The 25,268-nt window shown below is 71.8% G+C and carries 26 protein-coding genes and 1 pseudogene; 16 read left to right on the top strand and 11 right to left on the bottom strand.

Annotation, left to right across the window (positions count from 1 at the left end; all coding sequences use genetic code 11):
• Window positions 1-118 precede the first annotated feature (118 nt).
• Together VMF51_RS09475 and VMF51_RS09470 are read left to right on the top strand one after the other, a co-directional pair.
• Window positions 119-1,537 (top strand): aldehyde dehydrogenase family protein, encoded by a 1,419-nt coding sequence (locus VMF51_RS09475; RefSeq protein WP_325474176.1) that lies wholly within the window; start codon window positions 119-121, stop codon window positions 1,535-1,537.
• Window positions 1,534-2,643, top strand: a complete 1,110-nt coding sequence (locus tag VMF51_RS09470; protein ID WP_325474175.1) for a Zn-dependent alcohol dehydrogenase — start codon at window positions 1,534-1,536, stop codon at window positions 2,641-2,643. Before VMF51_RS09475 ends, VMF51_RS09470 begins: the two co-directional genes overlap by 4 nt.
• Here VMF51_RS09470 and VMF51_RS09465 read toward each other — a convergent pair.
• Genes VMF51_RS09465 through VMF51_RS09455 form a run of 3 tightly spaced genes read right to left on the bottom strand, consistent with a single transcriptional unit; the run spans window position 2,630 to window position 4,960 of the window.
• Window positions 2,630-3,385 carry an IclR family transcriptional regulator gene (locus tag VMF51_RS09465; RefSeq protein ID WP_325474174.1) on the bottom strand — a complete coding sequence of 252 codons (756 nt, stop codon included), beginning with the start codon at window positions 3,383-3,385 and terminating at the stop codon, window positions 2,630-2,632. The two genes, VMF51_RS09470 and VMF51_RS09465, sit on opposite strands and share 14 nt — an antisense overlap.
• A 16-nt stretch (window positions 3,386-3,401) precedes the next feature.
• Window positions 3,402-4,160, bottom strand: a complete 759-nt coding sequence (locus tag VMF51_RS09460; protein ID WP_325474173.1) for an SDR family oxidoreductase — start codon at window positions 4,158-4,160, stop codon at window positions 3,402-3,404.
• A gap of 32 nt (window positions 4,161-4,192) precedes the next feature.
• Window positions 4,193-4,960 carry an SDR family NAD(P)-dependent oxidoreductase gene (locus tag VMF51_RS09455; protein WP_325474172.1) on the bottom strand — a complete coding sequence of 256 codons (768 nt, stop codon included), beginning with the start codon at window positions 4,958-4,960 and terminating at the stop codon, window positions 4,193-4,195.
• Window positions 4,961-5,058: 98 nt separating this feature from the next.
• Here VMF51_RS09455 and VMF51_RS09450 point away from each other — a divergent pair, with 98 nt between their 5' ends.
• From VMF51_RS09450 to VMF51_RS09435, 4 genes are all read left to right on the top strand, one after another.
• Complete coding sequence (locus VMF51_RS09450; protein ID WP_325474171.1) at window positions 5,059-6,258, top strand: ABC transporter substrate-binding protein; 1,200 nt, start codon at window positions 5,059-5,061, stop codon at window positions 6,256-6,258.
• A 127-nt stretch (window positions 6,259-6,385) separates the two neighbouring features.
• A complete protein-coding gene (locus tag VMF51_RS09445; protein ID WP_325474170.1) occupies window positions 6,386-7,243 on the top strand; it encodes a branched-chain amino acid ABC transporter permease in 858 nt (285 codons plus the stop codon).
• Window position 7,244: 1 nt separating this feature from the next.
• A complete protein-coding gene (locus tag VMF51_RS09440; RefSeq protein ID WP_325474169.1) occupies window positions 7,245-9,098 on the top strand; it encodes a branched-chain amino acid ABC transporter ATP-binding protein/permease in 1,854 nt (617 codons plus the stop codon).
• Window positions 9,095-9,847, top strand: a complete 753-nt coding sequence (locus VMF51_RS09435; RefSeq protein ID WP_325474168.1) for an ABC transporter ATP-binding protein — start codon at window positions 9,095-9,097, stop codon at window positions 9,845-9,847. The genes VMF51_RS09440 and VMF51_RS09435 overlap by 4 nt, the downstream gene beginning before the upstream one ends.
• Before the next feature lie 70 nt (window positions 9,848-9,917).
• Here VMF51_RS09435 and VMF51_RS09430 read toward each other — a convergent pair whose 3' ends face one another.
• The 4 genes from VMF51_RS09430 to VMF51_RS09415 all read right to left on the bottom strand — a co-directional run bounded on the left by VMF51_RS09430 (window position 9,918) and on the right by VMF51_RS09415 (window position 12,979).
• Window positions 9,918-10,352, bottom strand: a complete 435-nt coding sequence (locus VMF51_RS09430; RefSeq protein WP_325474167.1) for a nuclear transport factor 2 family protein — start codon at window positions 10,350-10,352, stop codon at window positions 9,918-9,920.
• The gene (locus tag VMF51_RS09425) at window positions 10,345-10,809 is read right to left on the bottom strand and encodes a thioesterase family protein (RefSeq protein ID WP_325474166.1); all 465 of its coding nucleotides are present in this window, start codon (window positions 10,807-10,809) and stop codon (window positions 10,345-10,347) included. The genes VMF51_RS09430 and VMF51_RS09425 overlap by 8 nt, the downstream gene beginning before the upstream one ends.
• 8 nt (window positions 10,810-10,817) lie before the next feature.
• Window positions 10,818-11,627, bottom strand: a complete 810-nt coding sequence (locus VMF51_RS09420; protein ID WP_325474165.1) for an SDR family NAD(P)-dependent oxidoreductase — start codon at window positions 11,625-11,627, stop codon at window positions 10,818-10,820.
• 497 nt (window positions 11,628-12,124) lie between these two features.
• Window positions 12,125-12,979, bottom strand: a complete 855-nt coding sequence (locus VMF51_RS09415; RefSeq protein ID WP_325474164.1) for an LLM class F420-dependent oxidoreductase — start codon at window positions 12,977-12,979, stop codon at window positions 12,125-12,127.
• A 100-nt stretch (window positions 12,980-13,079) separates the two neighbouring features.
• Here VMF51_RS09415 and VMF51_RS09410 point away from each other — a divergent pair, with 100 nt between their 5' ends.
• Together VMF51_RS09410 and VMF51_RS09405 are read left to right on the top strand one after the other, a co-directional pair.
• On the top strand, window positions 13,080-13,850 hold the full coding sequence (locus tag VMF51_RS09410; RefSeq protein ID WP_325474163.1) for an SDR family oxidoreductase: 771 nt from the start codon (window positions 13,080-13,082) through the stop codon (window positions 13,848-13,850).
• 27 nt (window positions 13,851-13,877) lie between these two features.
• Window positions 13,878-15,095, top strand: coding sequence for an acetyl-CoA C-acetyltransferase (locus VMF51_RS09405; RefSeq protein ID WP_325474162.1), 1,218 nt, complete (start codon window positions 13,878-13,880; stop codon window positions 15,093-15,095).
• 64 nt (window positions 15,096-15,159) lie between these two features.
• On the opposite strand, the gene VMF51_RS09400 is transcribed toward VMF51_RS09405, so the two are convergent.
• Window positions 15,160-16,755: an AMP-binding protein gene (locus VMF51_RS09400; RefSeq protein ID WP_325474161.1), complete on the bottom strand. Its 1,596-nt coding sequence runs from the start codon at window positions 16,753-16,755 to the stop codon at window positions 15,160-15,162.
• A gap of 126 nt (window positions 16,756-16,881) precedes the next feature.
• On the opposite strand from VMF51_RS09400, the pseudogene VMF51_RS25870 reads away from it, so the two are divergent.
• A pseudogene (locus VMF51_RS25870) lies at window positions 16,882-17,085 on the top strand (helix-turn-helix domain-containing protein); the annotation flags it as partial.
• Window positions 17,086-17,139: 54 nt separating this feature from the next.
• A complete protein-coding gene (locus VMF51_RS25865) occupies window positions 17,140-17,511 on the top strand; it encodes a hypothetical protein (RefSeq protein ID WP_414689452.1) in 372 nt (123 codons plus the stop codon).
• A 10-nt stretch (window positions 17,512-17,521) separates the two neighbouring features.
• Here VMF51_RS25865 and VMF51_RS09390 read toward each other — a convergent pair whose 3' ends face one another.
• Together VMF51_RS09390 and VMF51_RS09385 are read right to left on the bottom strand one after the other, a co-directional pair.
• Window positions 17,522-18,286 (bottom strand): CoA-transferase subunit beta, encoded by a 765-nt coding sequence (locus tag VMF51_RS09390; protein ID WP_325474159.1) that lies wholly within the window; start codon window positions 18,284-18,286, stop codon window positions 17,522-17,524.
• Window positions 18,283-19,152 (bottom strand): CoA transferase subunit A, encoded by an 870-nt coding sequence (locus VMF51_RS09385; protein ID WP_325474158.1) that lies wholly within the window; start codon window positions 19,150-19,152, stop codon window positions 18,283-18,285. Before VMF51_RS09385 ends, VMF51_RS09390 begins: the two co-directional genes overlap by 4 nt.
• Window positions 19,153-19,225: 73 nt before the next feature.
• On the opposite strand from VMF51_RS09385, the gene VMF51_RS09380 reads away from it, so the two are divergent.
• The 4 genes from VMF51_RS09380 (at window position 19,226) to VMF51_RS09365 (ending at window position 23,425) form a co-directional block, all read left to right on the top strand.
• Window positions 19,226-19,948, top strand: a complete 723-nt coding sequence (locus VMF51_RS09380) for an SDR family oxidoreductase (RefSeq protein ID WP_325474157.1) — start codon at window positions 19,226-19,228, stop codon at window positions 19,946-19,948.
• Window positions 19,945-20,817 (top strand): aldo/keto reductase, encoded by an 873-nt coding sequence (locus tag VMF51_RS09375; protein ID WP_325474156.1) that lies wholly within the window; start codon window positions 19,945-19,947, stop codon window positions 20,815-20,817. Before VMF51_RS09380 ends, VMF51_RS09375 begins: the two co-directional genes overlap by 4 nt.
• A gap of 96 nt (window positions 20,818-20,913) precedes the next feature.
• Entirely contained in the window at window positions 20,914-22,218 is a 1,305-nt protein-coding gene (locus VMF51_RS09370) for an LLM class flavin-dependent oxidoreductase (protein ID WP_325474155.1), read from the top strand.
• A complete protein-coding gene (locus tag VMF51_RS09365; protein ID WP_325474154.1) occupies window positions 22,211-23,425 on the top strand; it encodes a flavin reductase in 1,215 nt (404 codons plus the stop codon). Before VMF51_RS09370 ends, VMF51_RS09365 begins: the two co-directional genes overlap by 8 nt.
• Here VMF51_RS09365 and VMF51_RS09360 read toward each other — a convergent pair.
• The gene (locus VMF51_RS09360; protein ID WP_325474153.1) at window positions 23,368-23,808 is read right to left on the bottom strand and encodes a VOC family protein; all 441 of its coding nucleotides are present in this window, start codon (window positions 23,806-23,808) and stop codon (window positions 23,368-23,370) included. The two genes, VMF51_RS09365 and VMF51_RS09360, sit on opposite strands and share 58 nt — an antisense overlap.
• 80 nt (window positions 23,809-23,888) lie before the next feature.
• On the opposite strand from VMF51_RS09360, the gene VMF51_RS09355 reads away from it, so the two are divergent.
• A complete protein-coding gene (locus VMF51_RS09355) occupies window positions 23,889-24,638 on the top strand; it encodes an SDR family NAD(P)-dependent oxidoreductase (protein ID WP_325474152.1) in 750 nt (249 codons plus the stop codon).
• 3 nt (window positions 24,639-24,641) lie between these two features.
• Window positions 24,642-25,268 carry a transferase hexapeptide repeat family protein gene (locus VMF51_RS09350; RefSeq protein ID WP_325474151.1) on the top strand — a complete coding sequence of 209 codons (627 nt, stop codon included), beginning with the start codon at window positions 24,642-24,644 and terminating at the stop codon, window positions 25,266-25,268.

The raw sequence follows: 25,268 nt of genomic DNA, 5'->3' as shown, positions 1-25,268 counted from the left end.
GGGCAAAGGCGTACGGGCGGCGCCACTGCCACCCAACGGAAGCGCGGTTGCCGGCGCTCCTGGCAGGTCTAGCGTTGCGCACCAAACGCTTGTTCAAATCGAATCGAGGAGGGGCTCGATGAGCCTGGTCAGGGCGAGCTTCATCGACGGCAGCTGGCGCGAGGGGACGAGTGCGACCGAGGTCGTGGTCGACGACGTCACCGACGGCAGCGAGCTGGGTCGCTATCGCGCCGCAGGCGCCCAGGACGCCGCCGATGCGGTGGAGTGTGCCCGGGCCGCGTTCGCTCCCTGGGCCGCCACGCCCGTGGCCGAGCGCGCGGCCCTGCTTCGGCGGACCGCCGACGTGCTGGAGGGGCACGTCGAGGAGATCGCGCAGACCGCGGCCCGGGAGATCGGTACCCCGGTCGCGCAGGGCCGGGTGCGGCACGGCGACCTGGCAATCGCGGTGCTGCGCGACAACGCCGACCAGATCGAGAGGCTGGCCTGGGAGGAGCGACTCGGCAACTCCCTGGTGCTCCGCGAGCCGGCGGGCGTCGCGGTGGCGATCACCGCGTGGAACTTCCCGATCTACCAGCTGTGCACCAAGGTGGTCCCCGCCCTCGCGGCCGGCTGCACGGTCGTGGTCAAGCCGTCCGAGCTCACGCCGCTCACGGCCGTCGTCTTCGTCGAGGCCCTCGTCGAGGCCGGCCTGCCCGCCGGTGTCGCGAACCTGGTGATCGGCACCGGCCCGGAGGTCGGGGAGGCGCTGGTGGCCCACCCGGCGGTCGACGTGGTCAGCTTCACCGGGTCCACGGCGACCGGGGTCCGGATCTCCCAGGTCGCGGCTCCCGGTGTCAAGCGCGTCGCGCTGGAGCTGGGCGGCAAGTCGGCGTGCGTCCTGCTGGAGGACGCCGCCCTCGACGTGGCCGTTCCGCGCTTCCTGCTCGGCTGGCTCAACAACAGCGGACAGGCCTGCGCCGCTCTGTCCCGCCTGATCGTGCCCCGCAGTCGGCTCGCCGAAGTCGAGGCGGCGCTGCTCGCCGGCCTCGCCGACCTCCGGCTCGGGGACCCGCGTGAGGAGGACGCCGTGATCGGCCCGATGGTCTCGGAGGTCCAGCGCGCTCGGGTCACTGGCTACATCCGGACCGGGATCGAGGAGGGTGCACGGCTGCTCACCGGCGGCCCGGACCGGCCGGAGGGCTTCGCGTCCGGCCACTACGTCCGGCCGACCGTCTTCAGCGACGTGACCTCGCGGATGACGATCGCCCAGGACGAGATCTTCGGCCCGGTTGCCTGTGTGATCCCGGTGGATTCGGACGATGAGGCCGTCGCGGTCGCGAACGACACCCGCTACGGGCTCTCGGGCAGCGTCTGGTCGGCCTCGCCGGAGCGGGCACTGGCGGTGGCGCGGCGGATGCGCACCGGTCAGGTCGGGGTGAACGGCGGGGCCTGGAACATCCAGGCCCCCTTCGGCGGCTATCGGCACTCCGGCATCGGGCGCGAGGGCGGTCGCTACGGCCTGGACGAGTACCTCGAGATCAAGGCCGTCCAGCTGTGAGCGCCGGGATCGCCGTCCGCGCGGCGCTGCTGACCGAGACCCCGGGGGCGCTCGCGATCGAGGACCTGCGTGTCGACGACCTGCTCGAGCCCTCCGACGTCCGGGTCCGGGTGGTCGCCTCGGGGCTGTGCCAGAGCGACCTGCACGCGCTGAAGGGCACCCTGCCGACGCCGCTGCCGACGGTGCCAGGGCACGAGGTGGCGGGCTACGTCGAGGCTGTGGGCGTGGACGTCGCCCATGTCGAGGTAGGCGACTACGTCGTCGCCTGCCAGTCGATGTTCTGCCGGGCCTGTCGGGAGTGCCTGGTCGGTCGGACGTGGCTGTGCGAGCGCCGGTGGGCACTCGCCCGCCCGGACCGGAGCCGACCGCGCCTGCGGCGCGGCGCGGAGCCGGTCAGCCAACTGGCCGGCATCGGCGGCTTCGCCGAGCAGGTGCTGGTCCACGCCAGCGGGGTCGTGCGGATCCCCGAGGAGGTGCCGGCCGAGGTCGCCTGCCTGTTGGGCTGCGGGGTCATGACGGGCGTCGGCTCCGCGATCAACGGCGCCCGGATCCGTCCCGGCGAGACGGTCGCCGTGATCGGCTGCGGCGGGGTCGGTCTCAACGTCGTCCAGGGCGCCCGGCTCGCGGGGGCGGGGCAGATCGTGGCCGTGGACCTCAGCGCGGCGAAGCTCGACCTGGCCCGCCGCTTCGGTGCGACCCACGTGGTCGACGGCTCGGCGCCGGACGCCGTGACCGACGTGCGCGAGCTGACCGCGGGCGGCGCGGACCACGTCTTCGACGTCGTCGGCGTCCCGGCGACCCTGGCCGACGCGCTGCGGATGCTGCGGGCGGGGCGTACGGCTTACCTCGTCGGCGTGCCGCCGGCCGGCGTGAGTCTCGAGCTGCCCGGCCTCGACCTGCTGGTGCAGGCCAAGGGTGTGCAGGCACTGCTGATGGGGTCGAACCACTTCCACCGCGACATCCCGATGCTGGCGCGGCTCTACCTCGAGGGTCGCCTCGAGCTCGATGCCCTGGTCGCCGAGCGACTTCCCCTGGAGCGGGTGAACGAGGGCTTCGACCTGATGCGCGCGGGCGGTGCCGCCCGGGTCGTGCTCACCCTCGGCTGAGCGCCTCGCCGGTGGCGCGGGCCGCCCGGGTCACCAAGGGGGCGAACCTGGCAGCCGGTAGCTCGCCCCGACAGGCCACCGAGATGGCGGCGACGGGACCTCCGGGACCCAGGACGGGGCCGGCCAGCGAGCTGATCCGACTGGAGTTCGAGGAGGCCGACGAGTGCGCGAGACCACCCCGCTCGCGCACCCGTCGGAGCACCAGATGCAGGTCGTCGCCGTCGCTGAGCGGCACCGGTCGGGTCGGCGAGATCATCTGGTCGACCAGCTCCGGGGCGATGGCGGCCAGGAGTACCCGCCCGCTCACGGTGTCGGAGGCGACGATCCTCGCGCCCACCCGCGACGGCACGGTCGCCGATGCGGCCCCGCCCACCTTGTCGAGGTAGTGGACCGCGTCGCCCTCGAGGACCGAGAGGTGGACGACCGCCTCGGTGGCCAGGTGCAGCTCCGTGAGGTGCGGTGACGCCGCCGCCCGCAGTCGCTCCGTGTCGGCCTGGCGCACCGGGAGGCGCGGGCCCAGGCGATACCCCGGCGGGACGTGCTCGACCCAGCCCAGTCCGACCAGCTGGCGCAGCAGTCGGAACGCGGTGGACTGCGGTAGGCCGGTGATGCCCACGACGTCGTCGAGGAGCAGCCGTTCCGGCCCGTCGGCAAAGGCGTCCAGGACCTGCGTGACCCGCTCCAGCACCCCCGGGCGACGCCGTACGGCGCTGGAGGCAGGCCGTGCGGACGCGGTGCTCACCGTCGGTCGCGCTCGCTCACTGGGTGATCGTCCAGCCGCCGTCCACGGGCAGGAACACCCCGTTGACGTAGGCGCCGAGCGGCGAGAGCAGGAACAGGATCGCCATCGCCATGTCGTCGGGGGAGCCCATCCGGCCGAGGGGGATCCGCCCGAGGATCTGCTGGCCGTTCTCCGAGCTCGCGAAGCCGGCGAGCCGGGGGGTGTCAGTCATGCCTGGGGCCACCGCGTTGCTGCGGAACTCCCCGGCCCGGTGAGCGGCGAGGTGGCGGACGTAGCCCATCACGGCGGCCTTGGCGGCGGAGTACCAGTCGCTCTCCGTGCCGACGAGGTTGCCGGCCACCGAGGTCGTCGCGACCATCGCGGCACCGGCAGGCAGCCCCGAGGCGGCCCAGGTCTCGGTCATCCGCCGGACGCTGCCGACGCTGATCCGTACCGCCTCGTCGAACTCCAGCGGGATCGAGGACGGCGGCCCGGCGTTGTTGGCCAGGTAGCGGGCGGCGCCGAAGGTCTCGGCCAGTGCGGCGAACCCGTCGCGCACCGCCGTCTCGTCGGAGACGTCGCCCACCACGGTCATCACCTCGCCGCCGGCGCCCTCGATCTCCGCGGCGAGGGTCGCCAGCGGCTCGGCCTGCAGGTCCCAGGCGGAGACGCGCAGCCCCATCCGGGCCGCGTGGAGGGCCACGGCGCGGCCGATCCCCGAGGCGGCGCCGGTCACCAGCAGGGTGTCGCCGTGCTCGAAGCCGAAGTCGGCCCGGCTCTGCGTCGTGCGGTCCATGTCTGCTCCTTCGTCGTGGTATGGCCGGGACATCAGACGCCGTAGCCGCCGTCGACGTCGAGCTTCTGCCCGGTGATGAAGCCCGCCTTGTCGGAGGCCAGGAAGGCGACCGCCTCGGCGATGTCGACGGCGGTGCCGAAGGTGCGCAGCGGGATGTTCGAGCGGGCCACCTCGAGCGCCCGCTCGTCGAGGTCCCCGTTGGCGATGAGCCGCTCCGCCATCCCGTCGGTCAGCATGCCCGGGCCGACGCTGTTGACGCGGACCCCGAAGCGACCCTCCTCGGCTGCGAACCCGCGCACCAGGGCCTCGACCGCCGCCTTCGGCGCCGAGGACAGGCCGTCGCGGGTGGGGAAGCGCGAGGTGGCCGCGGTGGTCACGGCCGTCATCGACCCGCGGGTGGAGCGCAGCGTGGGCAGCAGAGCATGCATCAGGTTGAAGAACGCCTTGGCGTCGGCGTCGAGCTGCTGGGAGAACTGCTCGGGGCCGACGCGGGACAGGTGCACCATCGGCACGTGCGGCCCCGCCGCATGCACCGCCACGTCGACCTCGCCGGCCTCGCGGACCACGGCGCCGACCGCGCTGGCGACGGCCTCCCCGTCGGCGAGGTCGACCGTGCCGACGTGCACCACCTGCTCGCCGAGCTCCTCGAGGAGGGCGTCCGGCCGGGTACGACGGATCAGCAGCGCCAGGCGGTCTCCGTCAGCGGCGAGGCGCCGGCAGATCGCCTGCCCGAGGCCACCGCCAGCGCCCGTCACCAGCGCCAGCCGGGGGGCGTTCGTGGTCGTTCGCGGGTCGGTCATGGGGCGCCTCCAGAGGTGTCTTGACAGGTGTGATTCGAGTCATGTTAACGTCATCAAACTAGCAAGCGCTTGGTTTGCTCGTTGTGGAGGGATCAGGAATGAACAGACGTCTTATCGGATTGGTCGGGGGACTCGCGGGTCTCTCGATGGTGGCCGCCGGCTGCGCCGACGACGGTTCGGACAGCGCGGGCGGTGACGGTGGCGACTACCGCGTCGTCGTGCTCGGGGGCATCGGTGCCGAGGGTGTGCTGGCGGACAACGCGTCGACGTCCGTGCTCTCGGCCGAGGCCGGCGTGGACGCGGTCAACGACGCGGGCGGGATCGACGGTCGCAAGGTCGTCATCGACGTCATCGACGACCAGGCCGACCCGACCATCGCCGTCACCAAGCTGCGCGAGGCGATCGCCAAGGACAAGCCCGACCTGGTCCTCAACTCCGGTCCTTCCACCGTCGCCGATGCGACGCTGCCGATCCTGAAGCAGAACAACATCCTCTCCTTCAACATCGGCCCGACCGAGACCTCGGCCGACCCCGAGCAGTTCCCGCTCAACTTCGACCTCTCGGCCAGCGCCGGCGACCAGATCCGGTCGTACCTGCCGTACTTCGAGGAGAACGGCTACGAGAAGGTCGCGATCCTGCACGGCTCCAGCTCGTACGGCGAGGTCTTCGGCAAGCAGGCCGAGGAGATCTTCAGCGAAGGTGCGGAGGTCGTCGGGAACGAGGAGTATGACATCGCCGCGCTCGACATGACCCCGCAGCTCGAGGCGCTGAAGGGCCAGAACCCCGACGCCCTGGTGCTCGACGCGTACGGCGCCCCGCTGGGCTACGTCCTGAAGGGCATCGACAAGCTCGGCTGGGACGTCCCGATCATCGGCAACACCTCGGTGTCGGCGACGGGCCTGATCTCCACCGAGCCGCCCAGCGGTGTCCTCGGCACGAGCCAGGTCGCGAACCTGGTCATGCACGTCTACAACAGCACGGCGTTCGACCCCGAGGCGGCCGAGGTCGTCGACGCGGTCGAGCGGATGAAGGCGATCGGCGACATCAAGGCGACGCTGATCCTGGCCTACAACTACGACGCGCCGCTGCTCGTGCAGGCCGCCGCCGAGAAGGCCGGCTCGACCGACCCGGAGAAGCTGGCCGAGGCGCTCGAGGACCCGGCCGTCCAGGAGGCCGCGCCGACCGCGATCCTCTCGACGTACAACTTCACCGCCGAGCAGCACGACTCGCAGCCCACGCCGGAGGAGTTCGCCTTCATCCCGCCGTCGATCCTCAAGGACGGTCAGTTCCACCCGTAGCCAGCACGCAGCGGACGCATCCCCGTGCCGGGCCGGCGCACGCCGGCCCGGCACGGGGCCATCCCGACGGGTCACTGGTCACGGCCAGTGCTCGGACGAACGCTCGACGACCACGAGGAAACCCACCGTGACTCTCATCTGGGGCGGTCTCGCCCTCGGCGCCGTGTACGCACTGGTCGCCATCGGATACAACATCGTCTTCATCTCGTCGAAGACCTTCAACTTCGCCCAGGCCCAGCTCATGATGATCGGCGCGTTCGTGGCCTACTCCGGCCTGGTCACCTGGGACCTGGCCTGGCCGCTCGTGCTGCTGATGGCCGCGGGCGCGGTCGGGCTCGCCGCCGCCATCGAGGAGCGGATCGCCATCCGGCCCGTGAAGGACATGCACAACGTCCTGGTCACCACGCTCGGCGCCTCGATCTTCCTCGACGGCGTCGCCCAGCTGACCTGGGGCAGCCAGCCGCTCACGGTGCCCTTCTTCGGCGGGGACGAGGCCATGACGCTGCTGGGCGGCCGGGTCTACCCGGTGGAGCTCGCCCTGATCGCCCTGGCGATCGTGCTGGTCGTCGGGCTCACCCAGTACAGCCGGCGCTCCCTGACCGGCCTGGCCCTCCTCGGCATGTCCGAGGACCGGGAGGCGGCCCAGCTGCGCGGGGTGAACGTGCGCCAGCTGGCGTTCGCCGCCTTCGTGGCGGCGGGCCTGATCGCCGGCGCGGTCGGGCTCTTCGTCGGCCCCAAGACCTTCGCGGTCTCGACGCTCGGCGCCGCGCTGGCGCTGAAGGGCTTCGTGGTGCTGGCGATCGGCGGCTTCGGCTCCATGGAGGGGGTGCTGGTCGGCGGTGCGCTGGTCGGTCTGGCGGAGGCCTTCGCAGCCCGCTACTGGGGTGGCGAGTACGCCAACCTCACCGTGTTCCTGATCCTGATCGCGGTGCTCATGCTCAGACCCGCCGGCCTGTTCGTCCGTGCCAAGGAGAGGGTGGTCTGAGATGACGCTCGCACGCCGCCTCGAGGGCAAGCCGCTGTGGCTGGTGCCCCTCGCCCTCGGAATCCTGCTCATCCTCGTGCCCCACCTGGGGCTCGAGTTCTCGATCGTCCGCCAGCTCCAGCTGGCCATGATCCTCGCGCTCCTGGTGAGCGGCCTGAACCTCAGCCTCGGCTTCGCCGGCGAGTTGGCCATGGGCCAGGTCGCGATGTACGCCGGGGGCGCCTACACGGCCGGGATGCTCTCCCGCGCCGGGCACACCGACATCCTGCTTCAGCTCCTGGCCGGGGGCGCCGTCGCGCTCGTGGTCGGGATCGTGACCGGCGTACCCGGTCTGCGCCTGGGCAGCTGGTCGCTGGCCATGACGTCGTTCTTCCTGGTCCTGCTCCTGCCGGACGTGCTGTCGATCTTCCGCGAGGACACCGGCGGCCGGAACGGGCTGACCGGCATCCTCAGCCCGACGCTCTTCGGCCACCTGCTCGACCCCGACGAGTACTTCATGGTCATCGCCGTCGTCACGGTCCTGTGGTTCGCGGTGATGCGCAACATTGTCGTCTCGCGCCACGGCACCGCGCTGCGGGTGCTCAAGCAGAGCCCCGTGCTCGCCCGGTCGATGGGCATCAACGTGTTCCGGATGAAGCTGCTGGCCTACGCCCTCGGGGCGGTGCCGGCCGGCCTCGCCGGTGCCCTCTTCGCCAGCCTCGACCTGTACGTCTCCCCGGAGGCGTTCGCCTTCGGCGTCGCGACGACCATCCTGGCCGCCTCCGTGCTCGGCGGCTCCGCGAGCGTGTACGGCGCCGTGGTCGGTGCGTTCATCCTGCAGTTCGGGCTCAACGCGTCGACCGACTTCCAGACCTACTCGCTGCTGGTCACCGGGGCGTTCCTCATCATCGGCGGCGTCCTGCTGACCGGCGGGCTCGCCGGACTCGCCCGGGCGCTGTGGAAGCGGATCACCCACGGCGGCCAGCCGGGGACCCCGAGCGACGACGCGCTGACCGCGAAGATGCCTCCGGTGCCCGGACAGAAGCTGGTCGTCCAGGGCATCTCGAAGGCCTTCGGCGGCAATCAGGCGCTCTCCCAGGTCGACCTCACGGCCGAGCCGGGCCGCGTCACGGCGCTGATCGGCCCCAACGGCTCGGGCAAGACGACCCTGCTGAACATGATCTGCGGGTTCTACAAGACCGACGAGGGCCGCATCAGCCTCGACGGCCGGGAGCTCCAGGGTTTCGGGTCCGACAAGGTGGCCCGGGCCGGGGTCGCCCGTACCTTCCAGACGCCCAACATCCCCGAGGGCATCACGGTGCGCGAGGCCGTGATGGCCGGGCGCTACTCCGGTCACCGGGCCACGGTCATCGAGGCGGTGCTGCGGCTCCCGCGCTACCGCCGGGTACGCCGGGAGGACCTCGCCGAGGCCGACCGGGTGCTCGACATGGTCGGCATCCGGCACCTCGAGGACGTCGAGGCGGTGGCCCTGCCGCTCGGCCAGCGACGACTGCTCGAGGTCGCCCGCTGCCTGATCAGCAACCCGGGCGTCCTGCTGCTCGACGAGGTCGCCTCGGGTCTCGACGAGGACGAGGTGCAGCGGCTCGCGGACATGATCCGCCGGGTCCGCGACGCGGGCGGCACGGTGCTGCTCGTCGAGCACAACTTCCAGCTCGTCCTCTCGCTCGCCGACGAGATCGTCGCGCTGGCCCACGGGCAGCTGATGGCCCGGGGCACGCCCGAGGAGATCGAGAACAACCCGCGGGTGATGAGCGAGTACCTCGGGGTGGACCCGGACGCCCACCAGGGCGGTCCGGCCACCATGGCCGACGTGATCGACGGGCACACCCCCGTCGGAGCAGGAGACGACAAGTGAGTGCAGCAGCCGAACAGCCCCTCCTGAAGGTCGACTCGCTGGCCACCGGCTACGGCGACCTGCGGGTCGTCTGGGACGCCTCGTTCGAGGTCCGCGCCGGCGAGATCACCGTGCTGCTCGGCCGCAACGGAGCGGGCAAGACGACGACGTTGCGTGCCCTCACGGGCCTCAACAAGGTCGCCGGCGGCGAGGTGGTCCTCCACGGCGAGAACATCAACAAGGTCGCGCCGCACCTGCGGGTGCGCAAGGGCATGGCCTACGTGCAGGAGGGCAAGCGCGTCTTCCACGGGCAGACGATCGAGCAGAACCTGCTGCTCGGCGGCTACCCCCGCAAGGTCAAGCGGGCCGCCCTGCGCGAGGAGGTGGAGCGGATCTACGAGCTGTTCCCCATCCTCGGCTCGAAGCGCGCGCAGCTGGCGTCGACCATGTCCGGCGGCCAGCAGCAGATGCTCGCGATCGGCCAGGCGCTGATGTCCAAGCCGAGCCTGCTGCTCCTCGACGAGCCGTCCGGCGGTCTCGCCCCGGTCATCGTCGGCGAGGTGATGGACCGGGTGCACCAGCTGAAGGAGACGGGGCTCGGGATCCTGCTGGTCGAGCAGGCCGTCGAGGCATCCTTCGCCATCGCCGACCACGTCACCGTCCTCGACATGGGGCGCAACGTGCTCTCGCAGCGTGCCTCCGAGGTCAGCGACATCACGGTGTTGCAGGACGCCTACTTCGGGCGTACGACGGCCGCGCCGCCGGCCTGAGCGACACCGCCACGACGAGGGGCCTCGACCGCGGAGCGATCCGCGGGCGAGGCCCCTCGTCGTGTCCGGCTCAGCGGTGGGCGGAGATCCGCTGGGTGTGGATGAAGTCCAGGTGCAGCTCGCGCCGGCGGAACCGCCACGCGCCCGCCTCGAGGACGTAGGTGTCGTCGTAGTGCAGGTGCCAGACCACGTCCCGCTCGCCGTCGAGGTGGTGCGCCACGCAGGCGACCCGGCCGGTGGCGCGGGTGTCGTCGAGGGCGTCGTACACCTCGCCGACGAGCTGGTGCGAAGTCAGCGTGAGCCCGGAGAGGACGGCCAGGTGCTCGGTGATGGCCGCGCGCCCGCGCAGCTCCAGGTGCGGCTCGAGGCGCTCCGGCGGGGTCGGTACGACGAGCTCGCCGTCCTCGGTGAACAGCGCGGCCAGCTCCTCGGTGCGGCGCTGGTCGGCCAGGGCGGCGTACCGGTGCACGAGGTCGCCGAGGGCGACCCGCAGGTGCTCAGGCATGGTCGGCCACCTGCTCGAGCGCGGCGCCGTCCGCCCAGCTGTCGAGGTGGCGCTGCAGGATCGGCGGGATGGCCGTCGCCGACCCGTCGGGCGTCACCGTCACAACGGTGATCAGCGCCTTCGCGACGAGTACGCCGTCGCTGGTGCGGACCATGTGGTGCAGCATGTCGAAGGAGCCGCGGCCGACCCGGCCCAGGCGCAGCTCGATCCGGATCTCGTCGAAGAGGCCGACCGGCACCAGGTAGTCGCACTCGGTGTGGCAGGTGACCGACCAGAAGCCGTGCCGCTCGCTGAGCTGGTCCTGGCGCAGGCCGTTGAGGAAGAACCACTCGCTCTGCATCCGCTCCATCCACGGGAACCAGGCGGCGTAGTAGAGGATCCCGGCCGGGTCGGTGTCGGCGTAGCTGAGCCGGAAGGTCTGCGAGTGCAGGGCGGGCGTGTCGGGGGTCGTGGGCATGGCTCTCCTCAGGCGTGCAACGGGAAGTTGGTCCACCCCTTGCCGTCGACCCGGGCGTACCACCCGGAGGCGGCCAGGGTGCCGCCGTCGACGGGGATGGTGTGACCGGTCAGGTACGACGCGGCGTCGGAGGTGAGGAACTCGATCACGGCGGCGTACTCCTCGACGTGGCCGAAGCGGCCCATCGGCACCCAGGTGGGGATCAACGCCGGGTCCTTGCCGTTGAGCATCGCCGCGGCCGGGGTCTGCTGGCTGTCGGCCAGGTCGGGCGCGATCGCGTTGACGCGGATGCCGTGGCGGCCCACCTCGACGGCCAGGCTCTTGGTGAAGGCCGAGACGCCGGCGTTGTACGCCGAGTAGACGGCGTGGCCGGGGATCCCGCGGAACGCCTCGACGGTCGAGTTGTTCACGATGGCCGCGCCGCCGCCCTGCTCGATGAGGTGGGGGAGCGCCGCGTGGGTCAGGCGCAGCACGTGCAGCAGGTTGAGCTCGTGCAGCCGCTCCCACTGCTCGGGCCTGCTGCGCAGGAAGTCCTTGGACGCCGGTCGGAAGTCGCCGACGTTGTTGACCAGGACGTCGATGCGCCCGGTGATCCCGAGCGCGGTCTCCACCACCTGCGCCACGACGTCGTGCTCGACGATGTCGCCCACGACGACGACGCACTCGCCGCCCTCGGCCACGATCGCGTCCCGCGTGGCGGCTGCCGCGTCGCCGTCGATGTCGTTGAGCACCACGGTGTCCCCGCGGGCCGCGAGCCGCCGCGACGTGGCCCCGCCGATCCCGAGCGCCCCGCCACTGACAATGCTCACTCTGCTCATGTCTGGCAACCTAGCACTTGGTTGGTTTCCGAGCCACGGGTCGAGCCCGACTCCCGTCTCACCGGGTTTCGAGGCTCGCTCCGCTCGCACCTCAACCAGCGTCAGGTGAGCGACGCTGGTTGAGGTGCGAAGGACGGAGTCCTGAGCCTCGAAACCCAGTGGGCCGGGAGTCGGCCCTGGTCGCCGTTGCTTCTCGGGCTGCGGGGGTTTCGAGGCTCGCTCCGCTCGCACCTCAACCAGCGGCGAGTGACGCTGGTTGAGGTGCGAAGGACGGAGTCCTGAGCCTCGAAACCCAGTGGGTCGAGAGTCGGCGTCGATTGCTGCGGTCTCGTACCTCGCCGGGTTTCGAGGCTCGCTCCGCTCGCACCTCAACCAGCGACCCTCGCCGCTGCGCTCGCACCTCGACCAGCGTCGGGTGAGTGACGCTGGTTGAGGTGCGAAGGCCCCCCGGGCCTGAGCCTCGAAACCCGGTGGGTCGAGAGTCGGCGTAGGGTCGGCTACAGGTCGCCGGCGATCTCCATCAGGGCGTGCAGCTGCTCGCGGTAGTCCTCGACGCCGGTGGCGGCGAGCTTGACGGAGGCGATGGTGGCGCCGGCGTCGGCGAGCTCGGTCAGGGCGGCGAGCGTCGCGTCGGGGGCGGCGGTGGGCTGCAGTGGGGTGGCGGGGCTCAGGGCGACGTCGAAGCCCTCGGGGATCGGAGCCGAGGCGAGCAGCCGGCCGAGCTCCTCGGGTGAGAGACCGAAAGGCACCCATCCGTTGCCGAGCTCGACCGCACGTCGCAGCGAGCGGCGGGTCCGGCCGCCGATCCACAGTGGCACCTCGTCCTGGACGGCGTGCGGCTCGACCACGACGCCGTCGAAGTCGAAGTGCGGACCGTGGTACGCCGGCTCCGCGCGGGACAGGCTCGCCCGCAGGGCGCGGAGCGCGTCGTCGGCGATGTCGCCGCGGCCCTGGAAGGTCGCGCCGAGCAGCTCGAACTCCTCCTCCAGGCTGCCCACGCCGAGGCCGAGGATCAGCCGGCCGCCGCTGACCACGTCGAGCGTCCCGTACCGCTTGGCGATCTCGAGCGGGTGGTGGTAGCCGAGCACCAGCACCTGGGTGGCGAAGCGGATCCGGGTGGTGCGGGCGGCGAGGTAGCCGAAGGTCGCCAGCGGGTCCCAGTAGGTGCCCCCGCGCACCTCCGCGACCGGGGCCGGTACGACGACGTGCTCACTGCACGTCACATGGTCGTAGCCCAGCCGGTCGGCGTCCTCGACGATCGCAGCGAGCTCGGCGATCCCCGCGTCCCGCTCCCAGGGGCTGAAGGTGCCGGGTAGCGCGACGACGATCGGACTGTTGATGGCGAGTCTCACTGCGCGGCTCCCGGGACGGCTCTTCCTGTACGGTGGAGCAACCTAGCACTTGTTTGGTACCACCCCGGGGCACTCCCCGTCGCAGAGAAGAGGCAGACCCATGGCGTTCACCATCGACCTGACCGACCAGGTCGTGCTGGTCACCGGCGGCGCGCGCGGCGTCGGAGACGGCATCGTGCGGACCTACCTGGCGGCCGGCGCGCACGTCGAGATCTGCGGCCGCAGCACGCCCGAGAGCCTGACCGAGGTCGACGGACGCAGCCCGCACTTCAGCGCGGTGGACGTCCGCGAGGCCGACCAGGTCTCCGCCTGGATCGAGGACGTCGCGGCCCGCCGCGGCCGGATCGACGTCGTGGTCAACAACGCCGGCGGGGCGCCGTTCTCGGACTTCGCCGCGGGCTCGCCGCGCTTCCACGCCAAGATCAACGACCTCAACTTCATGTCCGCGGTGCACGTCATGCACGCGGCGTATCCGCACCTGAAGCAGGCCGAGCACGGCGTGGTCGTCAACATCACCTCGATCTCGGCGCGTCGGCCCAGCCCCGGCACCGCCGTGTACGGCGCGGCGAAGGCCGCCCTGGAGAGCCTGACCGGCAGCCTCGCCGTCGAGTGGGCGCCCGACGTCCGGGTCAACGCCGTCAGCTGCGGCCTGGTGGCGACGCCCGGCTCGGTCGACCACTACGGCGACGCGGAGCAGTTCGCCAAGGTGGCCGCCACGATCCCGCGCGGGGTGCTCGCCACGCCCGAGGAGATCGGCCAGGCCTGCCTGCTGCTGACCTCCCCGCTGGCCAGCCACATCACCGGCGCGGTGCTCGACGTCGACGGCGGCGGCGAGTGGCCCGCCTTCCTCCAGCACACCCCCAACGCCTGACCCGTCAGCCCAACCACAGGAGCACCCGTGCCCGAAGCAGTCATCGTCTCCGCCGCCCGGTCCCCGATCGGCCGCGCCTTCAAGGGATCGCTGAAGGACCTGCGCCCCGACGACCTCGGCGCCCAGATCGTCGAGGCGGCGCTGGACGCCGTACCCGCCCTGGACCGCACGACGGTCGAGGACCTGATGCTGGGCTGCGCCCAGCCCGCCGGCGAGCAGGCCTACAACCTGGGCCGCATGGTCGCCCTCCGGCTCGGCCTGGACGGCGTGCCCGGCACCACCGTGCACCGCTACTGCGCCTCGTCGCTGCAGACGACCCGGATGGCCCTGCACGCCATCCGCGCCGGCGAGGGCGACGTCTTCGTCTCGGCCGGGGTCGAGTGCGTCTCGCGCTTCGCTCAGGGCAAGTCCGACGGGATGCCCGACACCCGCAACCCGATCTACGCCGACGCCGCCGAGCGCGGCAAAGAGCGCGTCGAGCGGGGCGAGCCGTGGGTCGACCCGCGCACCCAGGGCCTCGTGCCCGACGTCTACCTCGCGATGGGCGAGACGGCCGAGAACGTCGCGCAGCTCTTCGACGTCTCGCGCAGCGCCCAGGACGAGTACGCCGTCCGCAGCCAGAACCTGGCCGAGGCCGCGGCCGACCGGGGCTTCTGGAAGACCGACATCACGCCGGTCGTGCTGGCCGACGGCACCGTGGTCGACACCGACGACGGGCCGCGCCGGGGCGTGAAGCTGGAGAAGGTCGCCTCGATGGACCCGGTCTTCCGTCCCGACGGAACCGTCACGGCCGCCAACTGCTGCCCGCTCAACGACGGCGCGGCGGCGCTGGTGATCATGAGCGACACCCGCGCCAAGGAGCTGGGGATCACCCCGCTCGCCCGGATCGTGGCGTCCGGCGTGTCCGCGCTCAGCCCCGAGATCATGGGCATGGGCCCGGTCGAGGCGAGCCGGCAGGCCGTCGCCCGCGCGGGTCTCTCGATCTCGGACATCGACCTGGTCGAGATGAACGAGGCCTTCGCGGCCCAGGTGCTGCCCTCGATCGACCAGCTCGGCCTCGACCTGGACCGGGTCAACGTCAACGGCGGGGCGATCGCGCTCGGGCACCCGTTCGGGTCGACCGGTGCGCGGATGGCGACCACCCTGATCCACGGCCTGCAGGAGCGCGACGCCCAGTTCGGCCTGGAGACGATGTGCGCGGCCGGCGGCCAGGGCATGGCCCTGGTGCTCGAGCGCCTGAGCTGAGCACTCCGACTCGAGCGACGAGGCCCCGTCCGGCACTGCCGGACGGGGCCTCTCGTCGTGGTGGTCAGGCCTCGGCCCGCAGGTCCTTCTTGAGGATCTTGCCGCTGGCGTTGCGGGGGAACTCGCCGATCGCCACGAACTCCCGCGGCACCTTGAAGTTGGCCAGTCGCTCCCGGCAGTACGCCGTCAGCGCGGCCTCGTCGATCGTCGCACCGGGGCGCAGCGCGAGGTACGCCCGGCCGAGCGCGCCCATCCGCTCGTCGTCGACGCCGATCACGGCCGCCTCCACGATGTCGGGGTGGCTGCACAGCACGCTCTCCACCTCGGCCGGGTAGACGTTGAAGCCGCCGACGATGAACATGTCCTTGATCCGGTCGGTGATCTTCAGGCAGCCGTGCTCGTCGAGTCGGCCGATGTCCCCGGTGTGGAACCAGCGGTCCGCGTCCACGACCGCCGCGGTCGCCGCCTCGTCCTCGAAGTAGCCGAGCATCACGTTGTCGCCGCGCAGCAGGATCTCCCCGTCGGTGCCGACGGGCAGGTCGTTCCCCTCGGGGTCGACGATCCGGATCTCGATGCCGGGGCAGGCCGGCCCGGTGGTCTCCGCGACGTGGCGGGGGTCCTCGCCCGGGCGCGACTGGGTGGCGACCACGCACTCGGTGAGCCCGTAGGCCTGCGCGACGGTCTCGAAGCCGAGGATGTCGAGCATCTGCTCGAAGAGGGTCTCGGGCACCGAGGCCGCCCCGGCGATGGCGAAGCGCAGCGAGGAGAGGTCGAACTCGCTGAGCCGCGGGTGGTTGATCAGGGTCAGGAAGATCGTCGGCGCCCCCGGCAGCACGGTGATCCGCTCGCGCTCGACGAGCTGCATCAGGCCCACCGGGTCGAAGGTGAGCACGGGGTGGATCGACGTACCGGCGCAGAGGGCGGCGATGACGCCCGCCTTGTAGCCGAAGCCGTGGAAGAACGGGTTCACGATGGCGTACCGGTCCGCCTCCGACAGCGAGGCGCCCGTGGCCCAGACGTCGGCCACGCCGATGGTCTGCCGGTGCGCGCTCATCACGCCCTTGGGGATCCCGGTCGTGCCGGAGGTGAAGAGGATGTCGCAGACGGTGTCCGGGGTGACCGTCGCCTCGGCCTCGGCGAGCTGCTCGGCCGAGACCCGGTCCGCGCCGGCCAGGAACTCCGCCCAGCCCACCGTGCCCGGGCTGCCGCCGGAGTCGAGGTCGACCACGGTGTGCAGGTGCGGGAGCCCGGCGACGGGGTGGTCGCCGGCTGGCGCCTCGGGCTCGGCGGACTGCGCCAGCATCGAGAGGTAGTCCGCGCCGAGGAAGCCGTTGCAGAGCACCAGCACGCTGGCGCGCGCCCGGTCGAGCACCGTCCGGGCCTCGTGCCCGCGGTAGCGGGTGTTGAGCGGGACGACGGAGGCGCCGACGACCTGGGCGCCGAGCAGGGCGAGGATGAACTCGCCGCGGTTGGGAGCCCAGATGGCGACCCGGTCGCCGGGCCGTACGCCGGCGGCCAGGTAGGCCCGTGCGGTCCGGCGCGCCTCGACGGCCAGCTCGCCGTACGACAGCCGGAGATCGCCGTCGACGATGGCGGGACTGGCGCCGAACCTCGCGGCGCCGTGGTCGAGGAGGGCGGGAACGGTCAGTGGCGTGGACAACGGATCTCCTTATTAAGCAAGTGCTTGTTCGGTAGCCTAGAGGCACCCGCGTCGCCCCCGAAGGGCTCCAGCGGTAAGAATGAGGTGTCGGCGCTCAGGTCGCCACCCAACGGAACGGAGACGGCGATGGCGTCGCAGGGTCAGGAGAAGGCACGCAAACGCGGCCAGGGGACGGGCAAGGGGTCGGCGCGCCGTACCCAGCTGCTCTCCATCGCCGCCGAGCTCTTCGCCACCAGGGGCTACTCGCAGACGACGGTGCGCGACATCGCGGACGAGGCCGGCATCCTCTCCGGCAGTCTCTACCACCACTTCGACTCCAAGGAGGCGATGCTGGAGGAGATCCTGCGCCAGTTCATGGACGGGCTGCTGTCGCGCTTCACGGCGATCGTCGAGGGCAGCGCGAACCCGCGCGAGACGCTCGACGAGCTGATCCGGGCGTCCTTCGCCACGATCCACGCCGAGTCCCACGCCGTCGCGCTCTACCAGAACGAGGCGGCCCTGCTGAACCACGTTCCCGAGTTCGAGTTCGTCCCGAAGACCGGCCGCGCGGTCGAGGCCGTGTGGCTCAACGTGCTCGTGGCCGGCCGGGAGTCCGGCGACTTCCGCCAGGACCTCGACAGCAACATCGTCTACCGCTTCATCCGGGACACGGTGTGGGCCTCCGTGCGCTGGTACAACCCGCGCGGCAAGCTTCAGCACGAGAAGGTCGCCGACCAGTTCATCACCCTGCTGCACGGAGGCCTGCTCGCCCGCTAGTGGCGCGCCACTAGACCCGGACCTCGCGGTCGCGCAGGCCGCGGGGGTCGATGGTCCGGATGAGCTCGAGCTCGTGCTCGTCGGGCACCCGCGTGGTGACCGCCTGCGACACGTCGATGTCGAACCCGGTCGCCTCGCGGACCTGCTCCGCACTCACGCCGGGGTGCAGCGAGCGCACCTTCAACAGACCCTCGGCGTCGTAGTCGAGGACGGCCAGGTCGGTCACCACGACGCCCAGGTCGTGGAAGCGCAGCGACGAGCTGGTGTGGGCGCGCGCCCGGTCGTGGCCGACCCCGCAGACCACGTCGACCTGCTCGACGAAGACCCGGCTGGTGTGGCTGGAGACCCAGTAGTCGACGCGGTGGTTGACGGTGTTGCCCGGCGCCCCGCGGACCCCGATGAGCTGCCGCTTCGGCCGGCGCCAGTCGCCGATCGAGGAGATGTTGTGGTTGCCGTACCGGTCGATCTGGCTGGCGCCCATCATGCTGTGCCGTCGGCCGGTGCTGAGGATGTCGAAGATCTGCCCGAACGGCACCCAGCTCTCGATGGTCCCGCCGGCCTGCGCGCTGGCTCCCAAGGGCGGCGGCTCCGCCATCAGGAAGCACTCGCCGTCGGTGAGCACCAGGTCGGGGGAGTGGGTGAGCCGCGCGAGCCGGGCGCTGATGGAGGGCACGATGCCCACCGCGTGCGCGAGGACCTCGCCGGAGTCGCGCCAGGCGTCGCTGCATGCGGTCACGCAGACCTCGGCCCGGGTGATGTCGGTGGTGGTCGTCATGCCCTCTCCTCGGATGCGGCGGTGTGGAAGTCGCGGACGGCCTGCTGGTACGACGCCTCGTCGCCGGCCAGGAAGGCCTGCTCGAACTCCTGCCAGGCGGCGGCGTCGCGGGCCGCGGTCGCGTAGTGCTTCTGGAACTTCTCGTCGCGGTCGTAGTCCGGCACGCAGCTGGTGAAGTGGGCGCCCCGCGGCGTCTCGACGACCCCGGAGACGTACATCCGGTTGATGACCATCGTCTGGAACGGGTGGTCGCTGAGCTCGCTGGTCTCGACGATCTTCTCGACCGACATGATCGTGCGCTCCGAGGCCCGCGAGAACAGGTCGTCGAAGTACGGGTCCGGGCCGAGGTACTGGCCGTTGCCGTGGACGTCGCCGCGGTTCATGTGGATCAGCGAGACGTCCATCCGGACGCCGGGCACGGCGACGTACACGTCGTCGTCGTACGGCGAGGCGACCGTCTTCAGGTCGGGGTTCATGGTCAGCACGTCGCTCTCCAGGCCCGCCCGGCTGGGCAGGAAGGAGAGGCGGCTGGCGCCCGCGCGCAGGGCGGCCACGAACATGCCCTCGTCGTACTCGGCCGACTCGATGCTCGCGGACTCGCGGGCGGCCTGGAAGTGCGGGTCGAGCGGGATCGAGTCGAGCGAGACGAAGCCGTAGATGATCTTGCGCACCTTGCCGGCGGCGCAGAGCAGGCCGACCTCGGGTCCGCCCAGGGTGACCAGGGTCAGGTCGGTGACGTCGCTGCGCAGCAGCTGGCGGACCAGGGCCATCGGCTTCCGCCGCGATCCCCAGCCACCGATCCCGACCGTCATGCCGGACTCGATGTGGTGGGGAAGGTCCTCCAGCGACAGGGTCTTGTCGCTCATCTGTGCCTCCTTGTAAACCTAGCGCTTGTTTGGGTACGTTAGCAGGGAACTCGATCCGAACGGGGAGCAGCACATGTGTGAGCACGCGGTGGTGACCGGCGGGGCGAGCGGGATCGGAGCGGCCGTCGTTGCCCGGCTGCTGGAGCGCGGCGTCCGCGTCACGGTGCTCGACCTCGCCGAGCCGGCGGACGACGGTGAGCAGCTCCGGCACGCCTCGCTGGACGTCACCGACACCGAGGCGGTCGAGGCCGCGATGGCCCAGGCCCGGGAGGCGTTCGGTCCGGTGACCCGGCTGGTCACCTCCCACGGGATCCGCGGCGCCTACGTGCCGGCCCTGGAACTCGATGCCGCCCAGATGAACCGGGTGCTCGGCGTCCACGTCGTCGGCACCCTGCTGGTGGCCAACGCGATGGCCCGCCAGGTCCGCGACGCGGGCGCGACGGGGGCGGTGGTGACGATCTCCTCCACGACGGCGTACGGCGGCTGGGTCAACCAGGCCGACTACGGCGTCGCCAAGGCTGCCGTGAGCCAGCTGACCCAGAACCTCGCGATCGAATGGGCGCCGCTGGGCATCCGGGTCAACAGCGTCGCTCCCGGCCACACGCTCACGCCGATGGTGCAGCAGATGATCGACCAGGGGTACGACGTCTCGGCGACGAAGGCTCGCACCCCGCTCGGCCGGCTCGCCACGCCCGACGAGATGGCGGGGGCGATCGAGCACCTGCTGATGGACGCGACGTTCACCACCGGCGTGTGCGTGCCGGTCGACGGTGGCTGGACGTCGGTGGGCAAGTGACCGTCCACCGGCGGCTCGGCGACCTCGAGCTCTTCCCGCTGGGCATGGGCGCGATGACCCTCACCCAGGTCGAGGGGGTCGACGAGGCTCGGGCGACGCGCGCGGTGCACGCGGCCCTCGACGCGGGGATCCGGCTCTTCGACACCGCCGACGTCTACGGCCCGATCGGGGCCTACGGGATCAACGAGCTCGCGCTGACGAAGGCGCTGCGCTCGTGGTCGGGCTCGCTGGACGACGTCGTGGTGGCCACCAAGGGCGGGCACACCCGCGACGGCCTCACCTGGTGGATCGACGGCAGTGCCGAGCACCTGGCGAAGGCCTGCCGTGACTCGCTGCGGCGCCTGGGCGTCGACTCGATCTCGCTCTACCAGCACCACCGGCCCGACCCGCGACGGCCGTACGCCGAGTCGATGGAGGCGTTGAAGAAGCTCCACGACGAGGGCCTGGTCCAACGGGTCGGGATCTCCAACGCCGGCGTCGAGCAGATCCGCGCCGCCGTCGACATCCTCGGCCCGGCGCTGGTCTCGGTGCAGAACGAGCTGTCGCCGCTCGTGCGTGAGCACTTGCCCGAGGTCGCGCTCTGCGAGGAGCTCGGCCTGGCCTTCCTCGCCTACAGCCCGTTCGGCGGCATGCGGGAGGCCAAGGCGCTGGGTTCGCAGGTCGCGGACTTCGCCGCGGTCGCGGAGGACCGCGGGGTCAGCCCGCAGCAGGTCGCCCTGGCCTGGCTGCTCGCGATCTCACCGTGCGTGATCCCGATCCCGGGCGCGAGCCGGCCCGAGTCGGTGCTCGACTCGGTGCGCGGAGTGGACCTGGTGCTCGACCCCGAGGAGCTGGCCCGCCTGCAGGGTTCCGTCGACAGCCACATCTGACCGTCACATCTGACAGCGACATCCGACAGCGCTCCCGCCCCGCCGCGGCGAGCGGCGAGCGAACGACGCGCCGACCGGCGCAGCGGAGGAGAAGCCATGGGTTCCGGAGCACGACCGCAGATGAAGCTGGTGCTGTTCGCCCAGGGGGTGGGGGTCGCGCAGTCCGTGTGGCGCTCGCCGCGGACCCAGCCGGAGCGGCTGCACTCGCTGGGCTACTGGGCAGAGCTGGCCCAGCTCGCCGAGGCCGGCCGGTTCGACGCGTTCTTCATCGCCGACACGCTCAACCTGAGCCCCTCGATCACCACGGACGCCATCACCCGCCCGGACCCGGTCGCGCTGCTCTCCGCGCTGTCCGCCGTCACGTCGCGGATCGGTCTGGTCGGCACGAGCTCGACGACGTACAACGACCCCTTCACCGTCGCGCGGCAGTTCGCGACCCTCGACCACCTCAGCGAGGGCCGGGCCGGGTGGAATGTGGTCACGACCGCCATCGCCGCGGCGGCGGCCAACCACGGCAGCACCGACCTCCCGGACCACGGCGACCGCTACCAGCGCGCCGAGGAGTTCGTCGACGTCGTGACGGCGCTGTGGGAGGCCTGGGACGAGCACGCCGTCGTGGCCGATCGCGCCTCCGGTGTGTACGCCGACGGCGACCTGGTCCGGTCCATCGACCACCACGGCGACCACTTCCACGTGCGGGGGCCGCTCAACGTCCCCCGTTCCCCGCAGGGCCGGCTCCCGCTGGCCCAGGCCGGCTCGTCCGGCCCCGGGATGGACCTCGGCGCGCGGGTGGGCAACCTGCTCTTCACCACCCAGGTGGACCTGGAGCAGTCGCAGGCCTTCGTCGCGGACGTCAAGCGGCGAGCGGCGGGCTTCGGCAGGAACCCGGACCACGTGAAGGTCCTGCCCGGTCTCACTCCCATCCTCGGGCGCACCGAGGCGGCGGCCAGGGAGCTCGCCGAGGAGCTCGGCTCCCACGTGGGCGAGCAGGCGACCCTGCAGTTCCTCCAGCAGTCGTTCGGCGGAGTCGACCTCAGCGGTCACGACCTCGACGCGCCGTTCCCGGACATCCGGTCCCAGCTCCCGGCCCACGCCAGCGTCTCCCGCCCGGAGCTGTTCATCCGCACGGCGCTGTCCGAGGGGCTCACGCTGCGGCAGATGGTGCAGCGGATCGGGCTCAGCATCGGGCACCGGTCGTTCGTCGGCACGCCCGACCAGCTCGCCGACGAGATGGAGCGGTGGTTCACCGCCGGCGGTGCCGACGGCTTCGTGATCCTGCCCGCCGACCTGCCGGTGGGCTTCGCCGACTTCGTCGAGGAGGTCGTGCCCCGGCTCCAGGCCCGTGGCCTGTTCCGCAGCGAGTACCGCGGGCGCACCCTGTGGGAGCACCTCGATGACTGAGCAGCCGATGGTCGACCAGCAGCAGCTCCGCCAGGTGCTCGGGCACTACCCGACCGGCGTCACGGTGATCACGGCGGTCGACGAGCACGGCGAGCCGAGCGGGATGGTGCTGGGCTCGTTCACCTCGGTCTCGCTGGACCCGCCGCTGGTGGCGTACCTGCCGCAGAAGACGTCGAGCAGCTACGCGCGGCTGCGTTCCTCGACCTCGTTCTGCGTCAACGTCCTCTCCGTGGACCAGGAGGAGCTGTGCCGCCGGTTCGCCTCCAAGGCCGACGACAAGTTCAGGGACGTCGCGTGGCGGCCCGCGCCGGGCGGTGCGCCCGTCCTCGAGGGTGCCCTGGCCTGGCTCGACTGCGAGGTGGCCCGGACCGTCGACGCGGGCGACCACGACATCGTGCTCGGTCGGGTGCGCGACCTCGGGCTGCAGGGGCCGGGCTCGCCGCTGCTGTTCTTCCAGGGCGGGTACGGCGGCTTCGACCCGGGCACGCTGGTGGCGCCGTACGCCGCCGACCTGCGCGACCAGCTGCGGGTCGCGGACCTGTCGCGCGGGCCGATGGAGCGGATCGCCCACGAGCTGGGACTCGAGTGCTACGCGCAGGCCGTGGTCGGCGGCGACCTGGTCATCATGGCGGGAGCGGGGCTCTCGGCGGGCTCGTACCGGGCTCACGTCGGTCGCCGGCTCCCGTTCGTGCCGCCGTACGGCGCGCTCTTCCTCGGGGGCCTCGAAGATCGGGAGGCGACCGCGACCTGGACGTCGTACTCCTCCGGCGACCTGCCGACCGGAACCCTCGCCGAGTGCCGGCGGATGCTCGACCGGGTCCGCGACCGGGGCTGGTCGATCGGTCTGGTGGCGCCGGACCACGACACCGTCTGGGAGGAGATCGTCGGTCACGCCGACGACCCCGTCCTGTCCCGCCGCACCGGCCCCCTCGTCGAGACCCTGACCCCGTACTACGAGCCGGCCGAGATCGCGGCCGACGGCGAGTACGACGTCCGGATCCTGGCCGCGCCGGTCCACGCACCCGACGGCCGGGTCATCGAGACCCTCGCCCTGTGGGGCATGCCGCCGGGCGCGTCGGGGGCGGAGGTCCGGCACTGGCTGGACCGGCTGCTCGCTGCCGCCCGCGAGGTGTCGGCGAGTGTCGCGGATCAGGATGCCGGCGGCTCGACCAGCTCGACGCGCACGCGGTCCGGGTCGAGCACGTAGACGCAGCGGTGCCCGGCCATCGGCTCGCTGGCCACGATCGGGTCCGAGATGGCCTCGACGCCCTGGTCCTTCAAGCGGGCCAGGAGGTCGTCGAGGCCGGTGACGGTGATCGCCACGTGCGCCGCGCCGACGTGCCCGTTGTCGGGGTCGATCACGACCGAGGAGCCGTTCTCGTACTGCAGCAGCTCGACCAGCGTCGACCCGCCGGGCGCCCGGACGAACGCCTGGTGCACCGTCACCCCGGGGTAGCCGGTGACCGCGTCGATGCGGGGTCCGCTGCGGGAGTACGGGCCGAGCCGCTCGCCTCCCAGCAGGTCGGCGTAGAAGTCCAGCGAGCGTTCGATGTCGCTCACGGTGATCCCCACGTGGTGCACGGCAGTCATGGTCGGCCTTCCCTCGTCCGGTGTGTGATCGATGGTACATTCCAAACCAAGCGCTTGTTTGCCCAATCTCAGGAGGATCCATGGTCCAGCCCGTCGTCGACCTGACCGGCAAGGTCGTGCTCATCACCGGCGCGGGGCAGGGGATGGGCGCTTCCCACGCCCGGGTGCTGGCGGCCCACGGGGCGCGCGTCGTGGTCACCGACGTGACCGCCGCGCCCGCGGAGGAGGTCGCGGCCGGGATCGCGGCCGACGGGGGCGACGCGCTGGGCCTGGCGCTCGACGTGACCGACCGGGCGGCGTGGGCGGCCGTCGTGGACCGGGTGGCCGAGCGCCACGGCCGGATCGACGGCCTCGTCAACAACGCCGGGGCGTACGTGCGCGCGCCGTTCCTCGAGACCGACGAGCGCACCCTGGAGGTGCACTTCCGGGTCAACGTGATGGGGCCGACGCTCGGCATGCAGACGGTCTTCCCGCTGATGCGCGAGCACGGCGGCGCCGTCGTCAACATCTCCTCGGTGGCGGGCCTGGGCGGCTACCCGCAGGCCTCGGCGTACGCCGCGTCGAAGTGGGGGCTGCTCGGGCTGAGCCGGACCGCCGCCCTCGAGCTCGGCGAGCACGGCATCCGGGTCAACGCGATCTGTCCTGGCGCCATGGACACCCAGATGATCTCGGAGGAGTCCCGCGCCGGTCGCGGTGCCGTGGGCGGCCTGCCGATCCCGCGAGCCGGACGGCCCGAGGAGGCGAGCGCCCTGGTGGCGTTCCTGCTGAGCTCGGCGAGCTCGTACTGCACCGGCCAGGAGTTCGTGATCGACGGCGGAATGAAGGCCTGAGCGATGTCCGTCTACGAGATCGACGGCGTGGTCCCGGTCGTCGACGCCACCTCCTACGTCCACCCGACCGCCACGCTCATCGGCGACGTGATCGTCGAGGCGGGCTGCTACCTCGGCCCGTCCGCCAGCCTGCGCGGCGACTTCGGCCGGATCGTCGTACGCCGGGGCTCCAACGTGCAGGACGCCTGCGTGGTACACGCGTTCCCCGGCGCCGAGGCGGTGCTGGAGGAGGAGAGCCACGTGGGACACGGCGCGATCCTGCACGGCTGCCGGATCGGCTCGGGTGTCCTCGTCGGCATGAACGCCGTCGTGATGGACGGCGCCGACATCGGGGCCGGCTCGCTGATCGGCGCCTCCGCCTTCGTTCGGGCGGGCACCGTGGTGCCCCCGGCGTCCCTGGTCGTGGGCAACCCGGCCCGGGTCGTCGGTCCTCTCGACGAGGAGACGCTGGCCTGGAAGGCGCGTGGCGTGCGGGTCTACCAGGACCTCACCCGCCGCAGCCTCGCCGGGCTGCGGCCGGCCGAGCCGCTGCGGACGCTGTCCGCCGAGCGCGACGGTCAGCGGGTCAGCACGGGTGCCGACGTCTCCCGCCCGCTGCACGCCGAGCGGGCGGGGAACGGCGGGGAGTGA

This window comes from Nocardioides sp. (assembly GCF_035503875.1).
Taxonomy (GTDB): domain Bacteria; phylum Actinomycetota; class Actinomycetes; order Propionibacteriales; family Nocardioidaceae; genus Nocardioides.
This window is presented reverse-complemented; position numbering and strand designations above follow the sequence as displayed.

Coding starts and splice junctions, on each gene's coding strand:
- VMF51_RS09355 (WP_325474152.1), top strand. CDS start 23,889: ATGGTCCAGCCCGTCGTCGACCTGACCGGCAAGGTCGTGCTCATCACC.
- VMF51_RS09380 (WP_325474157.1), top strand. CDS start 19,226: ATGTGTGAGCACGCGGTGGTGACCGGCGGGGCGAGCGGGATCGGAGCG.
- VMF51_RS09450 (WP_325474171.1), top strand. CDS start 5,059: ATGAACAGACGTCTTATCGGATTGGTCGGGGGACTCGCGGGTCTCTCG.
- VMF51_RS09455 (WP_325474172.1), bottom strand. CDS start 4,960: ATGACCGACCCGCGAACGACCACGAACGCCCCCCGGCTGGCGCTGGTG.
- VMF51_RS09440 (WP_325474169.1), top strand. CDS start 7,245: ATGACGCTCGCACGCCGCCTCGAGGGCAAGCCGCTGTGGCTGGTGCCC.
- VMF51_RS09350 (WP_325474151.1), top strand. CDS start 24,642: ATGTCCGTCTACGAGATCGACGGCGTGGTCCCGGTCGTCGACGCCACC.
- VMF51_RS09360 (WP_325474153.1), bottom strand. CDS start 23,808: ATGACTGCCGTGCACCACGTGGGGATCACCGTGAGCGACATCGAACGC.
- VMF51_RS09365 (WP_325474154.1), top strand. CDS start 22,211: ATGACTGAGCAGCCGATGGTCGACCAGCAGCAGCTCCGCCAGGTGCTC.
- VMF51_RS09425 (WP_325474166.1), bottom strand. CDS start 10,809: ATGCCCACGACCCCCGACACGCCCGCCCTGCACTCGCAGACCTTCCGG.
- VMF51_RS09385 (WP_325474158.1), bottom strand. CDS start 19,152: ATGAGCGACAAGACCCTGTCGCTGGAGGACCTTCCCCACCACATCGAG.
- VMF51_RS09460 (WP_325474173.1), bottom strand. CDS start 4,160: ATGGACCGCACGACGCAGAGCCGGGCCGACTTCGGCTTCGAGCACGGC.
- VMF51_RS09430 (WP_325474167.1), bottom strand. CDS start 10,352: ATGCCTGAGCACCTGCGGGTCGCCCTCGGCGACCTCGTGCACCGGTAC.
- VMF51_RS09475 (WP_325474176.1), top strand. CDS start 119: ATGAGCCTGGTCAGGGCGAGCTTCATCGACGGCAGCTGGCGCGAGGGG.
- VMF51_RS09390 (WP_325474159.1), bottom strand. CDS start 18,286: ATGACGACCACCACCGACATCACCCGGGCCGAGGTCTGCGTGACCGCA.
- VMF51_RS09420 (WP_325474165.1), bottom strand. CDS start 11,627: ATGAGCAGAGTGAGCATTGTCAGTGGCGGGGCGCTCGGGATCGGCGGG.
- VMF51_RS09370 (WP_325474155.1), top strand. CDS start 20,914: ATGGGTTCCGGAGCACGACCGCAGATGAAGCTGGTGCTGTTCGCCCAG.
- VMF51_RS09410 (WP_325474163.1), top strand. CDS start 13,080: ATGGCGTTCACCATCGACCTGACCGACCAGGTCGTGCTGGTCACCGGC.